Raw genomic sequence first — 20237 nt, 5'->3', positions numbered from 1 at the left:
ATATAATCTCATAGATGATAAATCAATCCTTGTTTCAAAAAGACAAGAAAATTCCTCCAGCGTTTGATCAGCTTAATTTATCTCCTCCCAGCACACCGCTGTCTATCAGCGTTTGCCGGAGTTCTTTGTATTCGGGATCAGTCCAAAAGGCGTCCGATTGGACAAGGTCTGCCGCATCTTTTCTAGCCGTTTCCAGCGCTCTATAGTCGTGAACCATATCTGCTACCTTAAATTCGGGCATCCCGCTTTGTTTTTTACCGAAGAAGTCGCCGGGCCCTCTTAGTTCTAAGTCCTTTTCAGACAGCTCAAAGCCATCGGTTGTTTCGGACATGATCCGCATCCGCTCTTTTCCCGTTTCTGACTTTGGATCAGCCATTAAAATACAAAATGATTGATGCTCTCCCCGGCCGACCCGCCCTCTTAGCTGATGAAGCTGAGACAATCCGAAGCGGTCTGCATCATAAATAACCATGATGGTTGCATTCGGCACGTTGACCCCGACTTCAACGACTGTGGTTGAAACAAGAATTTGCACTTCATTTGCGGTAAAGGCTCTCATGACTTGATCTTTTTCATCACTTGCCAGTTTCCCATGCATTAAACCGATTGACCATTTACCGCGGTATGCTTCAGTCAGCATGCTATGGACATCAAGCGCATTTTGGACATCAAGCTTGTCTGATTCTTCAATGAGCGGACAAATAATATATGCCTGTCTGCCTTTTCTCAGCTCTTTATCCACAAAAGCAAGAATTCTCTCAAGCATGTCATGCTTCACCCAATACGTTTCGATTTGTTTTCTGCCAGCTGGCAATTCATCAATGACGGATACGTCCATTTCTCCAAAGACAGTGATCGCAAGTGTTCGTGGAATAGGTGTAGCAGTCATAAACAAGACATCCGGATCCTGCCCTTTACTTCGCAGTTTTTTCCGCTGCTCTACGCCAAACCGGTGCTGCTCATCTGTGATGACTAGACCGAGCTGCTGAAATTCGACTTCGTCTTGGATGAGTGCGTGGGTACCGACTAAAATGTCAATCTCGCCTTCTTTTAGACGTTCAAGCAATTCTCTGCGGCGCTTTCCTTTCACAGAGCTTGTCAAAAGGGCGATATTCAGTCCCCATTTTTCAAACAGCTGGTAAAGCGAATCCGCATGCTGTTCTGCTAAAATTTCTGTTGGGACCATTAATGCACCTTGAAAACCTGATAAATGAGCGGCATAAAGCGCAATGGCTGCAACAGCTGTTTTCCCTGAACCTACATCTCCTTGAAGCAGACGGTTCATTCGATATGGAGACGCCATGTCTGACATGATTTCATCAAGCACTCTTGATTGTGCCTTCGTCAGTGGAAATGGCAGGCTGTGAACAAACTCAAAAACAGCCTCTTTGGAAAACGGATGCTGGATGCCTGATGTTCTCTCTCGTTCTTTCTTTCTAATCGCCTGCATCTTCAGCTGAAAGATGAGAAATTCTTCGTACACAAAACGTCGTCTTGATTGCTTGAGCGAGTCTCTTGTCTCTGGGAGATGAATGGTTTTTAACGCTTCCTGATAGGACATGAGCTTATAAGCAGAGACAAGCTGCTTTGGCAATGGATCTTCAGCTTTGTCTACATAAAGTGACAAGGCTTGTTTCACAAAGCGTCTCATCATTTTCACGGTCACATTTTCTTTTACTGAATAAACGGGCTCTATACTGCCATCTTGCTCGTGCGTTCCTTTTTTAAATTCCTGGACCATGATAGATTGGCGGTTTTTATCCCATTTTCCTGTGACGGAAACTGTATCACCTAACACAAGGTTTCGTTTTAAATATGGACGATTGAAACAAATCGCTGTAATGAGAAAACGCCCGACAAGCAGCCTGAATGTCAGCCTGCTTCGTTTTTTTCCATAATAGGTGAGAACGGGCTCACTATTTACTTTCCCTTCAACTGTGACTCGTTCGTCATGCCTTACTTCTTCTAAGTTACGAAGCTCATAGTCGTCATATCGATAAGGAAAGTAGCCGAGTAAATCGGCTACTGTGTAGATTCCAAGTTCATTGAGTGTTTTTTCGGTTTCCTCTCCAATCCCCTTCAGGACAGAGACATTATCTTGCAGTTTCTGTATCACGAGATGAGGTCACACCTCCGAAAATCTTCTTTTCAAGCTCTCTTGCTGTCGGTGTCGCAGCGAGTCCGCCTTGTGCTGTTTCACGAAGAGCTGTTGGCATCGTTTGACCGATCTTGTACATCGCATCAATGACTTCATCACAAGGAATGCGGCTAGTGATGCCGGCAAGCGCCATGTCTGCTGCGATCATAGCGTTAGATGCACCCATTGCATTTCGTTTCACGCACGGCACTTCGACAAGTCCTGCTACTGGATCGCAAACAAGTCCAAGCATATTTTTGAGTGTAATCGCCATCGCTTCTGCAGATTGCTGCGGTGTACCGCCTGCCATTTCGACAATAGCTGCTGCTGCCATACCTGATGCAGAACCTACCTCTGCCTGACAGCCGCCTGCTGCACCAGAAATGCTGGCGTTATTCGCCACAACAAAACCAAATGCGCCAGAAGTAAACAGGAATCTGACCATTTGTTCCTTTGTTGGCTTTAATGTTTCTTTCACTGCAAATAACGTACCTGGTACAACACCTGCTGAGCCTGCTGTAGGCGTTGCACAAATGGTTCCCATTGCGGCATTGACTTCATTTGTTGCAACAGCCTTACTAACAGCATCTAATATCGTATGACCAGACAGCGTTTTGCCTGATGCGATATAGGCTTGAAGTTTGACTGCATCTCCGCCTGTTAACCCTGATAATGATTTCACACCCTTCAGCCCGTTTTCAACAGCCTGCTCCATCACTTCTAGGTTGCGGTACATCTGGGAGAAAATTTCTTCACGTGACTTCCCTGTCACTTCCATTTCTTGCACAATCATAATTTCTGAAATGGAGGTATTCCGTTCTTCTGTTAGCTGCACGAGTTCTTTGACGTTTTTAAACATCATTCATAACCTCCTTGTTGTTACTCTGCAATTTGTGTGACTTGAATAATGTTTGGCAATGTTTCAAGCTCTGATAGGACCGCTGGGTCAATATTTTGATCTACTTCAATCGTCATCAGTGCCTCTTGCCCGACATCTTTACGTGCCACTTCCATATGACCGATGTTGATGGCGAATTTCGCTAAGACATTGGCAACTGCCGCAATCGTCCCGTAGCGATCGTTATGAACCACAAGAATGGCAGGATGATTCCCTGAAAGCCTGAGCTCAAAGCCATTTAATTCTGTGATTTCAATTTTACCTCCGCCGATAGAAATGCCAATTAATTCAAGGCTTCCGTTCGCATCTGAAATCTCTACTTTTGCTGTATTTGGATGCGCCGGCACTGCCTCTTCTTCTTTAAATTCAATATCGATCTCTTTGCTTTTAGCAATATCGATCGCTGTTTTGATTCGTTCATCAAATGTATCAAAATCAAGAACACCGCCGATAATGGCGACATCTGTACCGTGTCCTTTATACGTATCTTTAAAGGAACCATAAAATGAAACGACAATTCGTTTCGGCTCTCTTCCAAATAAGCTGCGAGCTACTCTCCCGATACGAGCCGCACCCGCTGTGTGCGAACTTGATGGCCCAATCATGACAGGTCCAATAATATCAAACACACTTCTAAATTTCATAGGTCTTCCCCTCTCATCACCACTCACGTATGGTTTGGTTCTTTCTTTAGACTAATGGATTCATTCGTTTCCCGCAACTCATTTCACCGTGGAATGGCTAGTAAAAAATTGCAAAAGAAGAAGAAGGGCTTTATTTGCCCTTCTTTCGTTATTCAACCGCCAAAATATATGAATAAAGCGGCTGTTTTCCATCGTGGACTTCAACTTCTACATCTTCAAATGTTTCTTCAATAAAGGCTTGTAACGCATCCAGCTCATCAGTTGATGCATCTTCCCCTTTAATGATGGTGACAATCTCATCATCTTCTGTCACCATTTTGGCGAGAAGTTCTTTTGCTGCATCTAATTGATTTTTCGATGTTAAGGTGATTTTCCCGTTGAACAGACCCATATAGTCACCTTTCGCAATGTCGATTCCATCAATTTGAGTATCTCTTACTGCAAAGGTAATTTGCCCGCTTTTCACATGGTCAATCGCTTCTAGCATCGCTCTTTCGTTATCTTCATTTGAAGCTGCTTCATTGAGAGAAAGAAGTGCCGACATTCCTTGAGGAACGGTCTTCGTCGGAATGACAACGACCTCACGGTTTGAGACAGTTGCCGCCTGTTTAGCTGCCATGACAATATTAGAATTATTAGGTAAGATAAAGACGGTTTCGGCATGTACGCTTTCTATTGCTGTGACAATGTCTTCTGTGCTCGGATTCATCGTCTGCCCGCCTTCAATGACGACGGAAGCTCCGATGCTTTTGAACAAGTCAGCAATTCCTTCTCCCATTGCGACACTGACGACGCCAAAGCGCTGTTTTTCAGCAGCAGGTGCTTTTGGTGCAGCAGGTGCATGTTCTCTTTCTTCGTTTACGATTGAGCTATGCTGCTCTCTCATGTTTTCAATTTTCATATTAATCAAGCTGCCGTAGCGCTGGGCATATGATAAAACATCTCCCGGCTGCTCTGCATGAATATGAACTTTCGCAAGTGTATCGTCAGACACTACAAGAAGTGAATCTCCGAATTCACTTAAGTCTTCTCTGAAGGCATTCTCATCAAAGGACTGTTTGTCTTCTTCAAATTTCACCATAAATTCAGTACAATAGCCAAATTCGATATCTTCTGTGTTCATATGGCTTTGCGCACTTTTATGATGCTCTGCACTGACAAGTTCTTTTAGCGTCGGTAAAGAAGCCGCTTTAGGAGGAAGCTCTTCTCCTCTTAATGAAGCAAGGAAACCTTCATATACGCATAGAAGTCCTTTACCTCCACTATCGACAACACCCACTTCTTTTAAGACAGGAAGCAGATCTGGCGTTCGATCAAGTGATGCTCTTGCTTCCTCAATCGTCAACTCTAGAACGCGGTCAATTTGATCTTCTGCCGCTGAAACAGCAACCGCTTTCTTTGCTGCATCCTTTGCAACCGTTAAGATGGTTCCTTCAATCGGTTTCATCACGGCTTTATATGCTGTATCAACACCCGCCTGTAAGGCAAGAGCAAATTCTTTTGCATCAATCGTTTCTTTTTGTTCAATATGTTTACTGAAACCTCTAAAGAGCTGTGACAGGATCACGCCTGAGTTTCCTCTTGCGCCCATCAATAACCCTTTCGAGAGAGCCACGCCGACCTTCCCAATATGATCGGTATTTGTTTCTTCAACTGCTTTTGCCCCTGAAGTCATCGACAAATTCATATTTGTCCCCGTGTCTCCGTCTGGCACTGGAAAAACATTTAACGCATCCACAATTTGTGCGTTTTGAGAAAGATGGTGAGCACCTGCAAGAATCATTTTTGCAAATGAGCGGCCATCAAGATTTCTAATAGACAATATATTTCCTCCTTACTACGGGTTCGTAACTTTTACTCCTTGTACATAAATGTTGACCGAGTCAACAGAAAGTCCAATTGTGTGATGAATCGTGTATTTGACTTTCGTTTGAACATTATGTGCGACTTCTGATATTTTTGTACCGTAGCTGACGATGATGTACATATCAATATGAATGCGGTCTTCTTTTTGACGCACAAGAACACCCCGGCTGAAGTTCTCTTTGCGGAGAATATCCGTCAAACCGTCCTTGATTTGATTTTTGGACGCCATGCCAACAATACCATAGCAATCGATCGCAGCGCCTCCTGCCACCATTGCAATGACTTCATTTGATATATCAATTTGTCCGTATTTCGTTCTAAGTTCAATGGACACATTGGTTCCCCCTTTTTGAGAAATTGCCCTGAGTTATCACTATTTTACTATAAGACCCTTCTTTTTAAAAGAAATCATTCAATCCGACCCAATCCTACTTATACTATAGCCTTGATTTTTTATCAAGATGTCAAGGTATTTTTCTTGAAAGAGGAGTAAACAATCCTTGCAAACCCCTTGAAGCTGTGGTAAATTATTAAAGTATCTTGAGGCATCTCTAAGTACGTATATGAAGAATATGATGATGTTTTCGCAGTTAGGAGGGAAACAAATGGCACGTAAATGCGTTATTACAGGCAGAAAAACAAAAGCTGGGAACAACCGTTCTCACGCAATGAACTCTACAAAACGTACATGGGGCGCGAACCTTCAAAAAGTTCGTATTCTAGTGGACGGTAAGCCTAAAAGAGTATATGTATCAGCTCGAGCTTTGAAATCTGGTAAAGTTGAGCGTGTATAAGCAAGAGTAAACGCCTGCTACAATAAACTGTAGCAGGCGTTTTTATGTGGAAATAAAGGAGATTACTCATTAATCTTTTTTAAATGAACCAAGCATCGCACGGACAATGCCGCCAAGAAATCTAGGCAGTTTGATTGTATAAAATTTCATTTTGTCCCCCTCCTAAAAGTACCGCTTGCAGCACAATTGAGCTTAATCAGCCATCCACATTGATAGGTTGGTCAATCTTTGCTTCTTACCATTATTAATATGCCTTCATGAAAAGAAAAAGTACCATTTGAGTGGATGAGTTCGTTACTAATACATAGTGTGGAACCAGGCTCAATATGACAATTTTTCAGAGGATATTTGAAACCTTTTAATGTCAGCTTTTCAACCGATGTACCAAAGGGCAGAAACGACACATATTTTTTATCAGGGTCTTCTTTGATTTCGTATGTACCAGGCCCAAACATTTGAATGATATTTTGTTTATCTACAAGAGTCATGTTCTGCTTGTGCTGAATGCCTTGATATAGAAGGTGAATATTTCCTAGAAAATGATCAGCCCTCCCTCCTGTAATGCCGTAGATGTAAATATGCGCTGGATGCTGGCGCATGGCCCAGTTCAGCGCAAGCTCTAAATCGGTTTCATCCTTTTCAGCCTGAAATACATTCAAGGCAGGCAATTTCTTTTTCAGCTCGCAAAGCTCTTCTTCTGTCACACTGTCAAAATCACCAAAAGCTTGGCAGGCATGATGCCATGCTCTAGTAAAAAGAGCGTTCCCCGGTCTACACCAACCCAGAGAATATCATCCTGTGATGCTTCATGTTCAAGGGGCGGAATGTATTCAAAAGGACCGCCGGCTACGATATGTATGTGCATGATATACGCTCCTCTCCATGTAAAAAGAACCAAAGATCAGAGTGACTTTGGTTCCTTTTTTTACGCTTCTCGAATGGCCTGAATAGCAGCTGCACGGTTGTCTTTACCGTATACCGCTGAGCCGGCCACAAGTAAATTAGCGCCCGCCTCTTTACAGCTCTTTGCAGTCTCTACATTGACACCGCCGTCTATTTCTATGAGTAAGTCTGATAAGCCCTTTTGTTTACTAAGGGACTTCACTTCTTTTACCTTCGTGAGGACAGAAGGAATAAACGCCTGTCCGCCAAAACCAGGATTCACCGTCATGAATAAGACAAGGTCTACATCCTCTAATACATGCTCAATCTGAGAAACAGGTGTGTGCGGGTTCAAGACGACACCTGCTTTTACACCTTGTTCTTTTATGTGCTGTATCGTTCGGTGCAAGTGCGGACAAGCCTCAACATGGACAGAAATAATGTCAGCACCTGCTTTGGCGAATGCAGGAATATACCGGTCTGGCTGCTCAATCATTAAGTGAACATCAAGCGGCAGCTTTGTATGCGGTCTGATTGCTTCCACAACATTCGGCCCAAATGTGATATTCGGTACAAAATGGCCGTCCATCACATCGATATGAATGTAATCCGCTCCGCCTTGTTCCACATCACGGATATCTTTCTCCAAATTGGCGAAATCTGCTGATAAAATGGAAGGGGCAATATAAACCATGATTTAGTACCTCGGCTTTCTGTCTTTGATTTCAGTTAAAAACTCTAAATAATGCTGATAGCGATACTCTTTGATTTGCTCTTGTTCGACCGCATCTTTTACCGCACAGCCTGGCTCTTTCACGTGCAGGCAGCCTCTAAACTTACAATCTGCACTCCGCTCTTTGATTTCTAAAAAGTAAAGACCTAAATCTTCCGCTTCGATGCCGGTAAATTCAAGTGAGCTAAAGCCAGGTGTATCTGCAATAAGCCCTTCTGCTGTACGAATGAGTTCGACATGTCTAGTCGTATGCTTCCCTCTTCCAAGATGGGAGGAAATATCATTGGTTTTCAGCGCCAGATCAGGACTCATCGCATTTAAAAGGGAGGACTTGCCTACACCAGACTGACCAGCAAATACAGTGATCTTATTGTGAAAATGCGGGGTCAGCTTTTCAATTCCGTCTCCCTCGATCGTGGATGTTAAATGAACATCATATCCAATTTGCCGATAGTCCTCTGCATAGCCTTGAATACTTTCACGCTCTTCATCTGTTTTCAATAAATCCACTTTTGTGATACAGATAATCGGCTCAATATCATTTGCTTCTACAAGCACTAGAAATCTGTCTAAAAGCGATGTGCTGAAGGTTGGTTCTGTCGCAGAGAAAACGAGCACCGCTTGATCGACGTTACTAATAGGCGGACGAACAAGTTCATTTGTCCGCTCTTTTACTTCTAATAAGTAGCCTTCTTTATCGTTGTCTGCTTGATACACAACATAATCTCCAACAAGAGGTGTGATTTTGTTTTTACGAAAAATGCCTCTTGCTCTGCACTGAATCACTTTTCCACTTTCTAAAGACTCATCAAGCACATAATAAAATCCGCTTAATGCTTTAATAATTTTGCCCTCAGGCATAAAGTCCCTCCTTTATTCATCTTCAGGGTATTCAATTGTTTTAGAGCTTACGACTTTATCATCAACCGTCACTTGATAGTATCCTTTTTGACCTGGTTCAATCTTAAATTTAATGGTCCGTTCGGTTGGTGCAGTGATGTTAAAGGTTTCATATGAATCAGAAATGCTATGCTCAGCATCGTCAATGGAAATCTGAACGGTCATCTCTTGCCCTTCTGTTACTGGTTCATACGGGATGGCAATCTTCTCAGTCACTGTTTTAGCCGGTTTTTTCTTCGGTCCGAGTGAGAAGGTGATCTTAACCGTATCACCTGGTTTCACAGCAGTACCAGCTCCTGGCTCCTGTTTCATCACTTCACCTTTTGGCACATCATCAGAATACGCTTCTTTTTCATCAAGCTTTAATCCGTTATCCTCTAAATAATTCGATGCAGCCTGTTTACTATATGTCGTTAAATCCCGCAAAGTAATATCGGCAGGACCTATGCTGACCGTCAACGTCACTTCTTCATCTGCTGCCACAAGCTCAGTACTCGCTGAAGGTTTCTGTTCCATGACAATCCCAGATTCGGTGTCATTATCATTTACTTCCTCCACAACAACTTGCTTAAACCCTTTTTTCGCTAATAATTCTTTTGCTTTATCGACCTTTTCACCTGTTACATCAGGTAATTCGGTCTTTTCCTTGCCCGTACTTTGGTAAAGCTGAATCTCGGTTCCTTCTTTTACCTTTGTGCCGATTTTCGGGTCTGTTTTGACGACAAGCCCTTTTTCAATTTTTTCATCAGCGATCTCAATTGGATCAGAGGCGACGGTAAAGCCGGCGTTCTTCAAGGTGTCCTCGGCTTTATCAATCGTCATGCCAGATACATCAGTGACCTCCACATCTTTTGGAAAAAGCAGTCCCGGAAACACAGTGATGGCTAAAATAGTCGCAGCAGTCAGAATAAATAGGATGGATGCCACAATCCAAGGCCATTTTTTCCGTTTCTTTTTCGTCTTTTGTTTCTCTTTTTTCTTCGGTTTTTGCACTGGATGGACAGCTGTTTTTTCATTGTCTTGATCGACTTGATGATCTTGAATGATTGGGATCGCTTTCGTTGCTTCATGATCTTCTTCGATCACAAAGCGTTTTTCTTTTAGCCTTGAAGGGTCGAAAGCAGTTTGTAAATCTTTTTGCATTTCAGATGCATCTTCATATCGATAAAAAGGATCTTTGGCCATCGCCTTTAAAATGATGTTTTCCACGCTTTGTGGAACAGAAGGATTCCACCTTCTCACAGATGGCGGCTCTGATTGCAAATGCTTCAGCGCAACACTGACAGCTGATTCCCCTTCAAATGGCATGCGGCCAGAAATGAGTTCATAGAGCACAATGCCAAGTGAATAGATGTCTGATTTTTTCGTCGCAAGACCTCCGCGTGCTTGTTCTGGAGACAAATAGTGCACGGATCCTAGGACCGAATTTGTGTGGGTGATGGTCGCTGAGCTGAGTGCTATGGCAATCCCGAAATCAGTGACTTTAATATTCCCCATGTTGTCTATTAATATATTGTGAGGCTTAATGTCCCGGTGGACGAGCTGTTTCGCATGGGCTTCTTCCATCGCCGCAACGACTTGCTCCATAATGCGAACGGCTTCTTTCGGATGAAGCGGGCCATTGGCGTGTATGTATTCTTTTAGCGTCATCCCCTCGACATATTCCATGACAATATAATAAATGTCATCTTCTTCCCCTACATCGTAGATGCTGACAATATTTGAATGATCTAAGCTTGCGGCTGATTGCGCCTCGCGCCGGAAACGTCTAATAAAATCATCATCGCTTGCAAAGTCAAAGCGCAAAATTTTAATCGCGACTTCGCGATCTAAAATCATATCCTCCGCCAAATAAACGTTTGCCATTCCGCCTCCGCCTATGACGCGAAGAATCTGATAACGGCCGCTGATCCGTTTTCCGATCAACACTTGCTGTCACCCTCCTCTGGCTGGGAGGAGATTTCTAACAATACTGCTGTAATGTTATCTTCACCGCCGTTGTCATTCGCTGTTTGGATTAATGCTGTTACTTTTTCATCTGGTGCGGTCGTTTGGTTTAAAATATGAATCAAATTCTCTTCTTCTACTTTATTTGATAATCCATCTGAGCAAAGCAGGATTTGATCTCCTGGGTCCACTTCAAAAGTATGTGCATCGATTTGAACGTGTTTATCTGTTCCCAATGCTTTTGTAAGCACATTTTTTCTTGGATGATATTCTGCATCCTCTTTAGAAATTTCACCTGTTTTCACAAGCTCATTTACAAGTGAATGGTCATCTGTTAGCTGGGTCAGTGCTCCTTCTCTTAGCAAGTAGCAGCGGCTGTCTCCAATATGGGCAATTGTGACCGTTTGCAAATGAACGAGCGCACAAACAATGGTTGTCCCCATTCCTTGGCACTCCTCATTGTTTTTCGCATGTTCATATACTTGATCATTAATGTCACTAATTTTTGAGATTAACCAGCTTTCTTGCTCTGCTGGTTTTGCTGGGATTGAAGATGTTTCTTCCCAGTATTCTTTTAAAGAAGAGACGGCCATCCTGCTGGCGACATCACCAGCAAGATGACCTCCCATTCCATCAGCTACAACAGCTAGAAGGGTGTCTTCTTTTGCTTCAAAAATACCTGCATCATCTTCATTATGCTGACGGACTTTTCCTGTATCGGTTTGAAAGGCTGCCCTTATCAACATTCGTCACCTCGTCTCTTCCTGACGCTCCTTCGCTCTTAGCTGACCGCAAGCAGCATCAATATCATGGCCTTGCTCTCGTCTAATCGTTACGTTTACGCCGCGTTCTTTCAGCGTTTTTTCAAATAGGAAGATTTGTTCTCTCGGTGTTCTTACATAATCCCTTTCCGGTACATAGTTCACCGGAATGAGGTTCACGTGGCACTTGATTCCTTTTAATAAGTCTGCAAGCTCTTCTGCATGATGAACTTGATCATTTACTCCGCCAAACAGGCCGTATTCAAAGCTGACACGTCTTCCTGTTTTTTGAATGTAGTATTCAATGGCTTCCATTAATTTCGGCAGCTTATATGCCTTATTGATCGGCATTAGACGGCTTCTGATTTCTGTGTTTGGTGCATGCAGGGAGACAGCAAAATTGATTTGCATTTGCTCATCAGCGAATTGATAGATCTTTGGAATGATTCCGCTTGTCGACACTGTAATATGACGCGCGCCAATATTTAAGCCGTTGTCATGGTTGATGATTTTAAGGAAAGCAAGCATTTCGTCAAAGTTATCAAATGGTTCTCCAATTCCCATGATAACAACCGAGCTGACTCTCTCATCTGTTTCGTCAAGTGCCTGTTGCACTTTCAATACTTGAGCAACGATTTCTCCTGCTTCAAGGTTTCGTTTTAACCCGCCAAGTGTAGATGCACAGAATGTACAGCCAATTCGGCAGCCAACCTGAGTTGTAACACAGACAGAGTTTCCGTATTCGTGGCGCATCAACACTGTTTCAATGGTATAACCATCATGTAATTCAAATAAAAACTTGATCGTTCCGTCTTGAGACGTTTGTTTGATCACGGTTTTTAATGTGGTGATCGCAAATTGATTTTTTAATTTTTCTCTTAAATCCTTTGAAAGGTTAGACATATCGTCAAAGGATGTCACACGTTTCTCATAAAGCCACTCGAAAATTTGAGCTGCGCGGAAAGGCTTTTCGCCTTGTTCTTTTAACCATTCTTTCATTTCGTGAAGCTCAAATGAGTAGATCGACGGCATTTCTGTCTTCAGTTCTTTTCTTACTTTTTGTTCTGTCATTTTTTATCCCTTCTTTCTCATGCTGCAAATAAAGAAACCATCTGTTCCGAAATAATGAGGAAGAATTTGTACACTTCCGTTTTGAACAAACGGAGAAACCTGCTCAGGCAGCCGTTCATTAAGAGATAGATCGGGTTCGAAGTCTTGGTGTTCTTGTAAAAACGCATGAATCACTTGTTGATTTTCTGTTGGATCCATTGTACATGTACTGTATACAAGGGTTCCGCCCGGTTTTAAAAGCGGGGCCGCTTCCTTTAAAATGGCCTGCTGGATAGCTGCAAGCCTTGCTGAGTCTTCTTGTGACTTTGTATATTTCATATCTGGTTTTCGTCTAATGACGCCAAAACCGGAACACGGCGCATCAATGAGAATACGGTCAAACGAAGCTTCGCTGTAATAGTCTGCCGCTTTCCTTGCATCAAGTGCTTTTGCCTCAATGTGAGTAAGGTTCAGACGTTTTGCTGCTTGTTTGATGAGTTTCACTTTATGTTCATGTAAGTCGAGTGAAACAATTTTCCCCTCATCATTCATACGTTCTGCAATATGAGTTGATTTTCCGCCAGGAGCCGCACAGGCGTCAAGCACCGTTTCTCCTGGCTGAGGGTCAAGCGCTCTTGCAACAAGCATCGAGCTTTCATCTTGAATCGTAACATAGCCTTCTTGAAAAGAAGGGGTTGAGACGATGGACCCTTTCATGAGCTTAAGTGCATCTTCAGATAAGTCGCCAAGCTCCGTTTCGATGCCTGCATCCATTAGTTTTTGCTGCAGTGCCGTCCGGTCAGTTTTCATTCGGTTGACGCGAAGGGTTTGCTTTGGCGGGACTAAATGAATGCGGCACATGTTTTCTGCCGCTTCAAATCCGTACGCCTGAACCCATTCCTGCACAAGCCATAATGGGTGGCTTGTCTCAATGGACAGCCGCTTTACTGGATCTTTGATCACATCAAATGACGGAATGCCTTCTCTTTGTACGGAACGAAGAACACCGTTCACAAGTGAAGAAATGCCTTTGTGCCCGCGCTTTTTCGTTAGCTCGACAGCTTCATGAATGGCTGCACGATCTGGGATTTTTTCAAGGTACACCATTTGATAAAGTGACATCCGTAAAAGCTGCATCACCCACGGAGCCACCTTTTGCGGTTTTTTCACAAAGGGCGCAAGCATATAATCTAATGCCAGCTTATTTTGCAGTGTACCATACACAAGCTCTGTTAACAGCGGTTTGTCTTGATCAGCTAAGTCTTTATCTTTCATGACTGACTGCAAAAGCAAATTACTGTAAGCTTGGTTTTGTTCGAGTTTGATTAAAGCGTCCAGCGCTACTTCTCTCACATTACTTTTCTTCATTCATTAACCCTAATTTCTGCCCAATTTCGATATTTGCGCCTCTTAAGAAGTCTTCGCCGCTCATTTTTTTCTTACCAGCTGGCTGCACACCTGTTAACAAGAGGCCTTGCTTATTACCCGTTCCAATGACCGGACCTTCTTTTTGAAGCTCAATCACTTTCCCAGGTTCTTCTTGCGCTTGTAGCGGAACCTTTTTCGCTTCCCATACTTTTAGATGAGCGCCGTTCCATTCAGTATAGGCAACTGGCCATGGATTTAGCCCGCGAACTTGGTTGTAAAGCTCTTCACCGGTTTTTGTCCAGTCTAACCTTTCTTGCTCCCGCTTAATATTTGGTGCGTATGTGGCCGCTTCTTCATTTTGCGGAATCGGAGAAATAGACCCGCTCAGAACATTTGGCACCGTATCTTTTAGAAGTGCGGCACCAGCTGTACTTAATTTGTCATGCAGTGTTCCAACATTGTCTAATTCATCGATTTCCACTTCTACTTTACTGATCATGTCACCTGCATCGAGCCTTTCCACCATGTACATGATCGTAACGCCTGTTTTCTTTTTGCCTTGAAGGATCGCATAATGAATCGGCGCGCCGCCTCTTAGTTCTGGCAGGAGCGAGGCATGAACATTGATACAGCCAAACTTAGGTTCATCGAGTAACCGTTTAGGTAGAATTTGTCCAAATGCCGCTGTGACGATTAAATCCGGCTCTAATGCAAGCACTTTATCAATTTCTTCATCTAGGCGTACCTTTTCAGGCTGCAACACAGGAATGCCGTGTTTTAAGGCTTCCACTTTCACAGGAGGCGGTGTGAGCACTCGCTTTCTTCCTTTCGGGCGGTCTGGCTGCGTGACGACCCCTACCACTTCGTATCCTTCTGTTATCAGTGTTTGCAGCACAGGTACTGAGAAATCAGGGGTTCCCATAAATACGATACGTGCCATTTTCTTCACCCTTCCATTTCCGCAAGTTCTTTTTCTGTATAGGTTTCAATGATTTTTGACGTAAATAAAATGCCGTCTAAATGATCAATTTCGTGCAATAAAGCTCTTGCTAAAAATCCATCTGCTTCTATTGTAAATGGTTTGCCTTTCTTATCAAAGGCTTTTACCTTCACATAGTTCGGTCTCTCTACAGTACCGTATAAAGATGGAAAGCTCAGGCAGCCTTCAATATCTGTTTGGCTTCCTTCAACTTCAAGCACCTCGGGGTTCACTAAATCAATTCTGCCAGATTCTTCTCCAATATCTACAACAGCGATTCTTTTTGAAACACCGATTTGTGGTGCTGCTAGTCCAACTCCATCCAGCTCAAGCATTGTATCATACATATCATCCAGCAGTTTTTTAAGCTTTTTATCGAACGTATCGACACGCTCTGTCTTTTGTTCAAGCACTTCTGCCGGATGTATGACTATTGGTTTTACTGCCACTTATAGCCCTCCGTTTTACATCATCATATATGGATTCATATCTATTGAAATCATCAATTGTTTTTGTTCCATTTCCTTTTGATAATGGTCTTGTATTTTCCGTAGTAAACTTGCCAGTTCATTTTCCCTTTTGTATTTTATCACGCATTGATAGCGATATCTATCTTTGATCTTAGCGATTGGTGATGCAGCCGGGCCAAGGATTCGAGTATTCGGTGCACAATTCATTTTTAGGAACTGGACAATTTGATCAGTCACATGTGCTGCCTTTGTCACTTCTTCGTGTGACACTGTCACCATCGTCAAAAAGTAATACGGCGGATAGGACTGGTGGCGGCGATGCAGCATCTCCTGTTCATAAAAGGCTTCGTAGTCATGCTGCTTCGTTAATTCAATACTATAGTGAGAAGGCGTATACGATTGAATAATGACCGAGCCCGCTTTTTCATGCCGCCCTGCCCTGCCGCTGACCTGTGTGAGAAGCTGAAATGTTTTTTCACTTGAACGGAAATCAGGGATGTGAAGGGATGTATCCGCACTGAGAACACCAACAAGTGTGACATCTGGGAAATCCAGTCCCTTTGCAATCATTTGCGTCCCGAGCAAAATGTCCGCTTCTTTATTGCCAAAAGAGGTAAGAAGCTTTTCATGAGCACCTTTACGAGACGTTGTATCCACATCCATTCGGATGACTCTTGCCTCTGGCAGTACTTTTGTCAGCTCTTCTTCTACACGCTGCGTCCCCGTACCAAAATAGCGAATATGCTCACTGTGACATTCTGGACATTCAGCAGGTACTGGTGCTTCGTGACCACAATAATGGCACTTCAGCCGTTTTTGATAGCGGTGATAGGTAAGAGAAATTTCGCAATGAGGACATTGCTCTACATATCCGCAATCACGGCACATGACAAAGGATGAATAGCCTCTTTTGTTCAGAAATAAAACGGCTTGTTCTTTTCTTTCAAGCACTTCCTTTAACCTAAGCATCAATTCCTCTGAAAACATGGAGCGGTTGCCATTTCTTAGTTCTTCTCTCATATCAATTAACGAAACGTGCGGCAGCTGCTGCTGGTTGACGCGGTGTTTGAGCGACAGCAATGTATAGACGCCTTTTTTCGCACGTGCATAGGTTTCAAGTGAAGGTGTTGCACTGCCTAATACGACTGGACATTGATGCCGCCCTGCTCGTTCAATGGCGACATCCTTGGCATGGTAACGAGGCATTTCTTCTTGTTTATAAGAGGATTCGTGCTCTTCATCTATAATAATCATGCCTAGATTTTCAAATGGAGCGAAAACAGCAGATCTTGCGCCAACGACAAGCTTGACTTCCTTGCGATGGATTTTCCGCCATTCATCATATTTTTCTCCTGTCGATAAGCCGCTGTGAAGAACGGCCACATTTGAGCCAAATCGTTCTTTAAATCGCTGCACCATTTGAGGAGTTAACGAGATTTCAGGAACTAAAACGATCGCTTCTTTTCCTTTTTGAAGAACATGATCGATTGTCTGCAAGTAAATCTCCGTTTTACCGCTTCCTGTCACTCCGTGCAAAAGAAAGGTTTCGTGCTGATCATCACTCACTGCTTGATGAATATGCTTGGCCGCCTCTCTTTGCTCTGGCGTAAGATCAAGTGGAGCAGATGGTGTAAACTCCCGGTCACGATAAGGATCTCGATAGACCTCTTCATAGCTTTCTGTTAACAGCCCTTCTTGAATAAAGGTTTTAAGCGTTTGGGAACTTGCGCCTGTTTGCTGCTGCAAGTCTTTCGCTAAAAAGGTTGTCTCTCCCGCTTCAAGCAGATAGGAGATCAGTGCTTTTTGTTTCACCGCATTTTTCTTTAGCTGCTGCTGTTTTTCTGCAAGTTTTTCTTTCGATACAGCCACCTGGAGCATGCGGACCTTTTTCTTTCCAGATTTTTGTGAGACATGGTATCTCACCTCGAGATGACCTTTTTGGACATGCTTTTGAATTAGTTTTAATTGTTCAGCAGGGATGTCAGCATAAAGAATGCTTTCTCGCTGACCGAAAAGCTCTTTCAATGACTGCGGAAGTTCTTCCTCTGAAAGCACCTGAATTTCTTTTTCATACTTTGCCTTCATGGCTGCGGGCAGCATCGATTGAAGTGCCGTGATATGATAGGACAATGTTTTTTCCGTCAGCCAGTGGGAAAGCTCCAATAGCTCATCTGTCAGAACAGGTGATAAATCAAATAAATCGACAATCTCTTTGATGTTTCCTGTCTTGATGTCTGTTTCATCTTTGACTTTTGTCACAAACCCTTGAATCTTCCTCGGGCCAAAGGGAACGACCACCCTCATTCCCACTTTGACGAGATCTTTGAATCGATCTGGTACACGGTAATCAAATGGCCGGTCAATGGCTTTCGTTGTGACATCTACGATGACTTCAGCAATCATGCTCGATCACGCTCTTCTGGAAGCAGCTGTATTGCCTCCTTTAAAATTTCAAAAGCGAGGTCTTTTTTGCTCATCATCGGCAGCTCTTTTTTCGTTCCATCTGCTTTGATCATCGCTGCCACATTGGTATCTGTGCCAAAGCCTGCACCCTCTTTTGTGACGTTATTGGCGACAATCATATCTAGATGCTTGGATTCAATTTTCTTTTTCGCATAATATTCTACATCCTGCGTTTCAGCTGCAAAACCGACCAGCACTTGATGCTCTTTTCTTTTCCCCAGCTCTTTTAAAATATCTTTTGTCCGGGTGAATTCAATGTCCAGAGCGCCGTCCTGTTTTTTCATTTTATGAGCATAGGTCGTGACAGGGGTGTAATCGGCGACAGCTGCTGATTTAATAACAAGATCAGCTTCCCCATATACCTCTAGCACAGCTTGATACATCTCTTCAGCTGATTCAACGTGCACTACATGTACATGATCAGGTTCAGTTAAAGAAACAGGTCCAGAAATCAGCGTAACATCTGCCCCCATTTGCTGAGCAGCCTCTGCAATCGCATAGCCCATTTTTCCACTAGAACGATTTGTAAAGAACCGGACAGGATCGATGACTTCACGTGTAGGACCTGCTGTCACCACGACTTTCTTTCCTGAGAGCGGTAAGCTTTTTGGCTCTTCAAAAAAAGCACGGATGTGTTCCACAATTTTTTCAGGCTCTTCTAATCGCCCTTTTCCAATGTACCCGCAGGCTAAATAACCTTCACTTGGCTCAATAAAGCGGTAGCCGTCTTCATATAATGTGCGAATGTTCCGTTTCACAGCCGGGTGATCGTACATATGCACATTCATCGCTGGAGCGATCCATACAGGCGCTGTTGAAGCAAGCAAAGTCGTCGTCAGCATATCATCTGCAAGTCCAGCGGCCATTTTACCAATTGTATGTGCTGTTGCAGGGGCAACAAGAATGAGATCGGCCCAGTCAGCTACGTCAATATGCGCAATGACTCTTGGATTGTTTTCTTTGAATGTATCCACATATACCTCATGCCTAGACAGAGCTTGGAAGGTAAGCGGAGACACAAACTCACGAGCAGATTCCGTCATAATCACTCTGACATTTGCGCCTGCTTGTACGAGTTTACTAGTAAGTGCTGCTGCTTTATATACGGCGATTCCTCCGCTGACACCGAGCAAAATATTTTTTGACTGTAACATTTGTTTGTCCCCCTTAACGGCCTTTTTCACAAATTCGTCTACAATTCAAAAAAGTCAAAACCAATCATAGTTTTGACTTTTTTGAACGTATCGTATCTGCATTGCAGAAGCGATGTGTTATTCTTGATCCTCTTTTTCAAATGTCAAAAGACCAGCGTCGATTTCTTCTAGTGCTTTGCCTACAAATTTGTAAGACTTTGTGTTTTCAATCTGCTGATCTTGGTGGATCTGCATTTCACGTGCACGGCGTGCAGACACTGTTACAAGTGTATATTTTGAATCAAGTTTGTTCATCAATGAGTCAATTGAAGGATCTAACATGGTTTATTCTACCCCCAGCATTTTTTTATATCTCGGTGCGACTCTGTCTCTGCGCAGGTGTTCTGCAAGGACGATCGCTTTGATTCTTTCACAAGCAAGCTCGACATCATCGTTTTCAACGACATAGTCGTAAGCATCCATCATTTCAATTTCTTCTTTCGCAGCGGCCATTCGGTTTCGAATGAGCTCCTCAGATTCTGTACCGCGTGTAATGATGCGGTTTTGAAGTTCTGAAAGACTAGGCGGTGCAAGGAAAATAAAAAGACCTTCCGGGAATGCTTCTCTTACTTGAAGTGCACCTTGCACTTCAATTTCAAGGAAAACATCTTTTCCTTCGCTTAATGTCTGTTCAACATAGTCAACAGGCGTGCCGTAGTAATTCCCGACGTACTCTGCCCATTCTAACAGCTTTTTGTTTTCAATCATATGTTCAAATTCTTCCCTGGTTTTAAAGAAATAATCGACACCATTTCTTTCACCTTCACGCGGTTTGCGTGTCGTCACAGAAATAGAGTATTCAAATTTCGTATCTTCCTGGGAGAAAATGGCTTGTCTGACCGTTCCTTTTCCAACTCCCGAAGGTCCAGAGAGAACGATTAAAAGTCCTCTTTCTTTCATAATGGCGTATTACCCCTGCCCTTCATCTATGATTTCTTCTTTTACAGAAAGTCTTTGCGCGACAGTCTCAGGCTGAACGGCAGATAAGATGACATGGTCACTGTCCATAATGACAACAGCACGGGTTCTTCTTCCGTATGTAGCATCTATGAGCATGCCTCGATCTCTTGCGTCTTGTATCATTCGTTTAATCGGTGCTGATTCCGGACTGACGATCGAAATCATCCGATTCGCTGAAATGATGTTTCCAAA

Annotated in this window: 20 protein-coding genes and 1 pseudogene; 1 reads left to right on the top strand and 20 read right to left on the bottom strand. The window is 43.3% G+C overall.

Annotated elements, in window-relative coordinates:
* Positions 1–67 precede the first annotated feature (67 nt).
* From recG to AOQ70_RS04995, 5 genes are all read right to left on the bottom strand, one after another.
* Complete coding sequence (gene recG, locus AOQ70_RS05015) at positions 68–2116, bottom strand: ATP-dependent DNA helicase RecG (RefSeq protein ID WP_059375073.1); 2049 nt, start codon at positions 2114–2116, stop codon at positions 68–70.
* Positions 2094–2996 carry an L-serine ammonia-lyase, iron-sulfur-dependent, subunit alpha gene (gene sdaAA / locus AOQ70_RS05010; RefSeq protein ID WP_024424200.1) on the bottom strand — a complete coding sequence of 301 codons (903 nt, stop codon included), beginning with the start codon at positions 2994–2996 and terminating at the stop codon, positions 2094–2096. Before sdaAA ends, recG begins: the two co-directional genes overlap by 23 nt.
* A 20-nt stretch (positions 2997–3016) precedes the next feature.
* Positions 3017–3679 carry an L-serine ammonia-lyase, iron-sulfur-dependent subunit beta gene (gene sdaAB / locus AOQ70_RS05005; protein ID WP_024424201.1) on the bottom strand — a complete coding sequence of 221 codons (663 nt, stop codon included), beginning with the start codon at positions 3677–3679 and terminating at the stop codon, positions 3017–3019.
* 148 nt (positions 3680–3827) lie between these two features.
* Positions 3828–5501: a DAK2 domain-containing protein gene (locus AOQ70_RS05000; protein ID WP_059375070.1), complete on the bottom strand. Its 1674-nt coding sequence runs from the start codon at positions 5499–5501 to the stop codon at positions 3828–3830.
* Between the two features lie 15 nt (positions 5502–5516).
* The gene (locus AOQ70_RS04995; protein ID WP_008344871.1) at positions 5517–5879 is read right to left on the bottom strand and encodes an Asp23/Gls24 family envelope stress response protein; all 363 of its coding nucleotides are present in this window, start codon (positions 5877–5879) and stop codon (positions 5517–5519) included.
* Between the two features lie 271 nt (positions 5880–6150).
* Between AOQ70_RS04995 and rpmB the strand changes: the two genes are divergently transcribed.
* Positions 6151–6339: a 50S ribosomal protein L28 gene (gene rpmB / locus AOQ70_RS04990; protein ID WP_003212514.1), complete on the top strand. Its 189-nt coding sequence runs from the start codon at positions 6151–6153 to the stop codon at positions 6337–6339.
* A 69-nt stretch (positions 6340–6408) separates the two neighbouring features.
* On the opposite strand, the gene spoVM is transcribed toward rpmB, so the two are convergent.
* From spoVM to remA, 15 genes and pseudogenes are all read right to left on the bottom strand, one after another.
* Positions 6409–6489, bottom strand: a complete 81-nt coding sequence (gene spoVM / locus AOQ70_RS04985; RefSeq protein ID WP_008354550.1) for a stage V sporulation protein SpoVM — start codon at positions 6487–6489, stop codon at positions 6409–6411.
* A gap of 71 nt (positions 6490–6560) precedes the next feature.
* A pseudogene (locus tag AOQ70_RS04980) lies at positions 6561–7204 on the bottom strand (thiamine diphosphokinase).
* Between the two features lie 60 nt (positions 7205–7264).
* A complete protein-coding gene (gene rpe, locus AOQ70_RS04975) occupies positions 7265–7915 on the bottom strand; it encodes a ribulose-phosphate 3-epimerase (RefSeq protein ID WP_058837718.1) in 651 nt (216 codons plus the stop codon).
* Between the two features lie 3 nt (positions 7916–7918).
* Positions 7919–8815, bottom strand: coding sequence for a ribosome small subunit-dependent GTPase A (rsgA, locus tag AOQ70_RS04970; protein WP_058837719.1), 897 nt, complete (start codon positions 8813–8815; stop codon positions 7919–7921).
* Between the two features lie 12 nt (positions 8816–8827).
* Positions 8828–10783 (bottom strand): Stk1 family PASTA domain-containing Ser/Thr kinase, encoded by a 1956-nt coding sequence (gene pknB / locus AOQ70_RS04965; RefSeq protein ID WP_059375066.1) that lies wholly within the window; start codon positions 10781–10783, stop codon positions 8828–8830.
* Positions 10777–11547, bottom strand: coding sequence for a Stp1/IreP family PP2C-type Ser/Thr phosphatase (locus AOQ70_RS04960; protein WP_029706534.1), 771 nt, complete (start codon positions 11545–11547; stop codon positions 10777–10779). The genes pknB and AOQ70_RS04960 overlap by 7 nt, the downstream gene beginning before the upstream one ends.
* A gap of 3 nt (positions 11548–11550) precedes the next feature.
* A complete protein-coding gene (gene rlmN, locus AOQ70_RS04955; RefSeq protein WP_024424208.1) occupies positions 11551–12633 on the bottom strand; it encodes a 23S rRNA (adenine(2503)-C(2))-methyltransferase RlmN in 1083 nt (360 codons plus the stop codon).
* A gap of 3 nt (positions 12634–12636) precedes the next feature.
* Entirely contained in the window at positions 12637–13980 is a 1344-nt protein-coding gene (rsmB, locus tag AOQ70_RS04950; RefSeq protein ID WP_059375062.1) for a 16S rRNA (cytosine(967)-C(5))-methyltransferase RsmB, read from the bottom strand.
* Entirely contained in the window at positions 13967–14920 is a 954-nt protein-coding gene (fmt, locus tag AOQ70_RS04945) for a methionyl-tRNA formyltransferase (protein WP_059375060.1), read from the bottom strand. The genes rsmB and fmt overlap by 14 nt, the downstream gene beginning before the upstream one ends.
* A 5-nt stretch (positions 14921–14925) precedes the next feature.
* Entirely contained in the window at positions 14926–15408 is a 483-nt protein-coding gene (gene def, locus AOQ70_RS04940; RefSeq protein WP_039178446.1) for a peptide deformylase, read from the bottom strand.
* A 15-nt stretch (positions 15409–15423) separates the two neighbouring features.
* The gene (priA, locus tag AOQ70_RS04935) at positions 15424–17832 is read right to left on the bottom strand and encodes a primosomal protein N' (RefSeq protein WP_059375057.1); all 2409 of its coding nucleotides are present in this window, start codon (positions 17830–17832) and stop codon (positions 15424–15426) included.
* Positions 17829–19046, bottom strand: coding sequence for a bifunctional phosphopantothenoylcysteine decarboxylase/phosphopantothenate--cysteine ligase CoaBC (gene coaBC / locus AOQ70_RS04930; protein WP_059375053.1), 1218 nt, complete (start codon positions 19044–19046; stop codon positions 17829–17831). The genes priA and coaBC overlap by 4 nt, the downstream gene beginning before the upstream one ends.
* Before the next feature lie 117 nt (positions 19047–19163).
* Entirely contained in the window at positions 19164–19367 is a 204-nt protein-coding gene (gene rpoZ / locus AOQ70_RS04925) for a DNA-directed RNA polymerase subunit omega (RefSeq protein WP_003211647.1), read from the bottom strand.
* Positions 19368–19370: 3 nt separating this feature from the next.
* Entirely contained in the window at positions 19371–19985 is a 615-nt protein-coding gene (gene gmk, locus AOQ70_RS04920) for a guanylate kinase (protein ID WP_024424214.1), read from the bottom strand.
* A gap of 9 nt (positions 19986–19994) precedes the next feature.
* Positions 19995–20237 (bottom strand): extracellular matrix/biofilm regulator RemA (remA, locus tag AOQ70_RS04915; RefSeq protein ID WP_156417734.1); only part of this gene is annotated, 243 nt, incomplete at its 5' end.

Origin of the sequence: Bacillus sp. AM 13(2015), assembly GCF_001518755.1 — a bacterium.
Lineage (GTDB): Bacteria > Bacillota > Bacilli > Bacillales > Bacillaceae > Bacillus > Bacillus safensis.
Note: the sequence above shows the minus strand (reverse complement) of the source record. Positions and strands in the feature narration are given on the sequence as shown.

What these genes read in the sequence shown, in the direction of transcription:
- sdaAA (WP_024424200.1), bottom strand. Translation starts at nt 2,996, where the DNA reads ATGTTTAAAAACGTCAAAGAACTCGTGCAGCTAACAGAAGAACGGAAT.
- sdaAB (WP_024424201.1), bottom strand. Translation starts at nt 3,679, where the DNA reads ATGAAATTTAGAAGTGTGTTTGATATTATTGGACCTGTCATGATTGGG.
- rpmB (WP_003212514.1), top strand. Translation starts at nt 6,151, where the DNA reads ATGGCACGTAAATGCGTTATTACAGGCAGAAAAACAAAAGCTGGGAAC.
- spoVM (WP_008354550.1), bottom strand. Translation starts at nt 6,489, where the DNA reads ATGAAATTTTATACAATCAAACTGCCTAGATTTCTTGGCGGCATTGTC.
- rpe (WP_058837718.1), bottom strand. Translation starts at nt 7,915, where the DNA reads ATGGTTTATATTGCCCCTTCCATTTTATCAGCAGATTTCGCCAATTTG.
- rsgA (WP_058837719.1), bottom strand. Translation starts at nt 8,815, where the DNA reads ATGCCTGAGGGCAAAATTATTAAAGCATTAAGCGGATTTTATTATGTG.
- AOQ70_RS04960 (WP_029706534.1), bottom strand. Translation starts at nt 11,547, where the DNA reads ATGTTGATAAGGGCAGCCTTTCAAACCGATACAGGAAAAGTCCGTCAG.
- rlmN (WP_024424208.1), bottom strand. Translation starts at nt 12,633, where the DNA reads ATGACAGAACAAAAAGTAAGAAAAGAACTGAAGACAGAAATGCCGTCG.
- rsmB (WP_059375062.1), bottom strand. Translation starts at nt 13,980, where the DNA reads ATGAAGAAAAGTAATGTGAGAGAAGTAGCGCTGGACGCTTTAATCAAA.
- fmt (WP_059375060.1), bottom strand. Translation starts at nt 14,920, where the DNA reads ATGGCACGTATCGTATTTATGGGAACCCCTGATTTCTCAGTACCTGTG.
- priA (WP_059375057.1), bottom strand. Translation starts at nt 17,832, where the DNA reads ATGATTGCTGAAGTCATCGTAGATGTCACAACGAAAGCCATTGACCGG.
- coaBC (WP_059375053.1), bottom strand. Translation starts at nt 19,046, where the DNA reads ATGTTACAGTCAAAAAATATTTTGCTCGGTGTCAGCGGAGGAATCGCC.
- rpoZ (WP_003211647.1), bottom strand. Translation starts at nt 19,367, where the DNA reads ATGTTAGATCCTTCAATTGACTCATTGATGAACAAACTTGATTCAAAA.
- gmk (WP_024424214.1), bottom strand. Translation starts at nt 19,985, where the DNA reads ATGAAAGAAAGAGGACTTTTAATCGTTCTCTCTGGACCTTCGGGAGTT.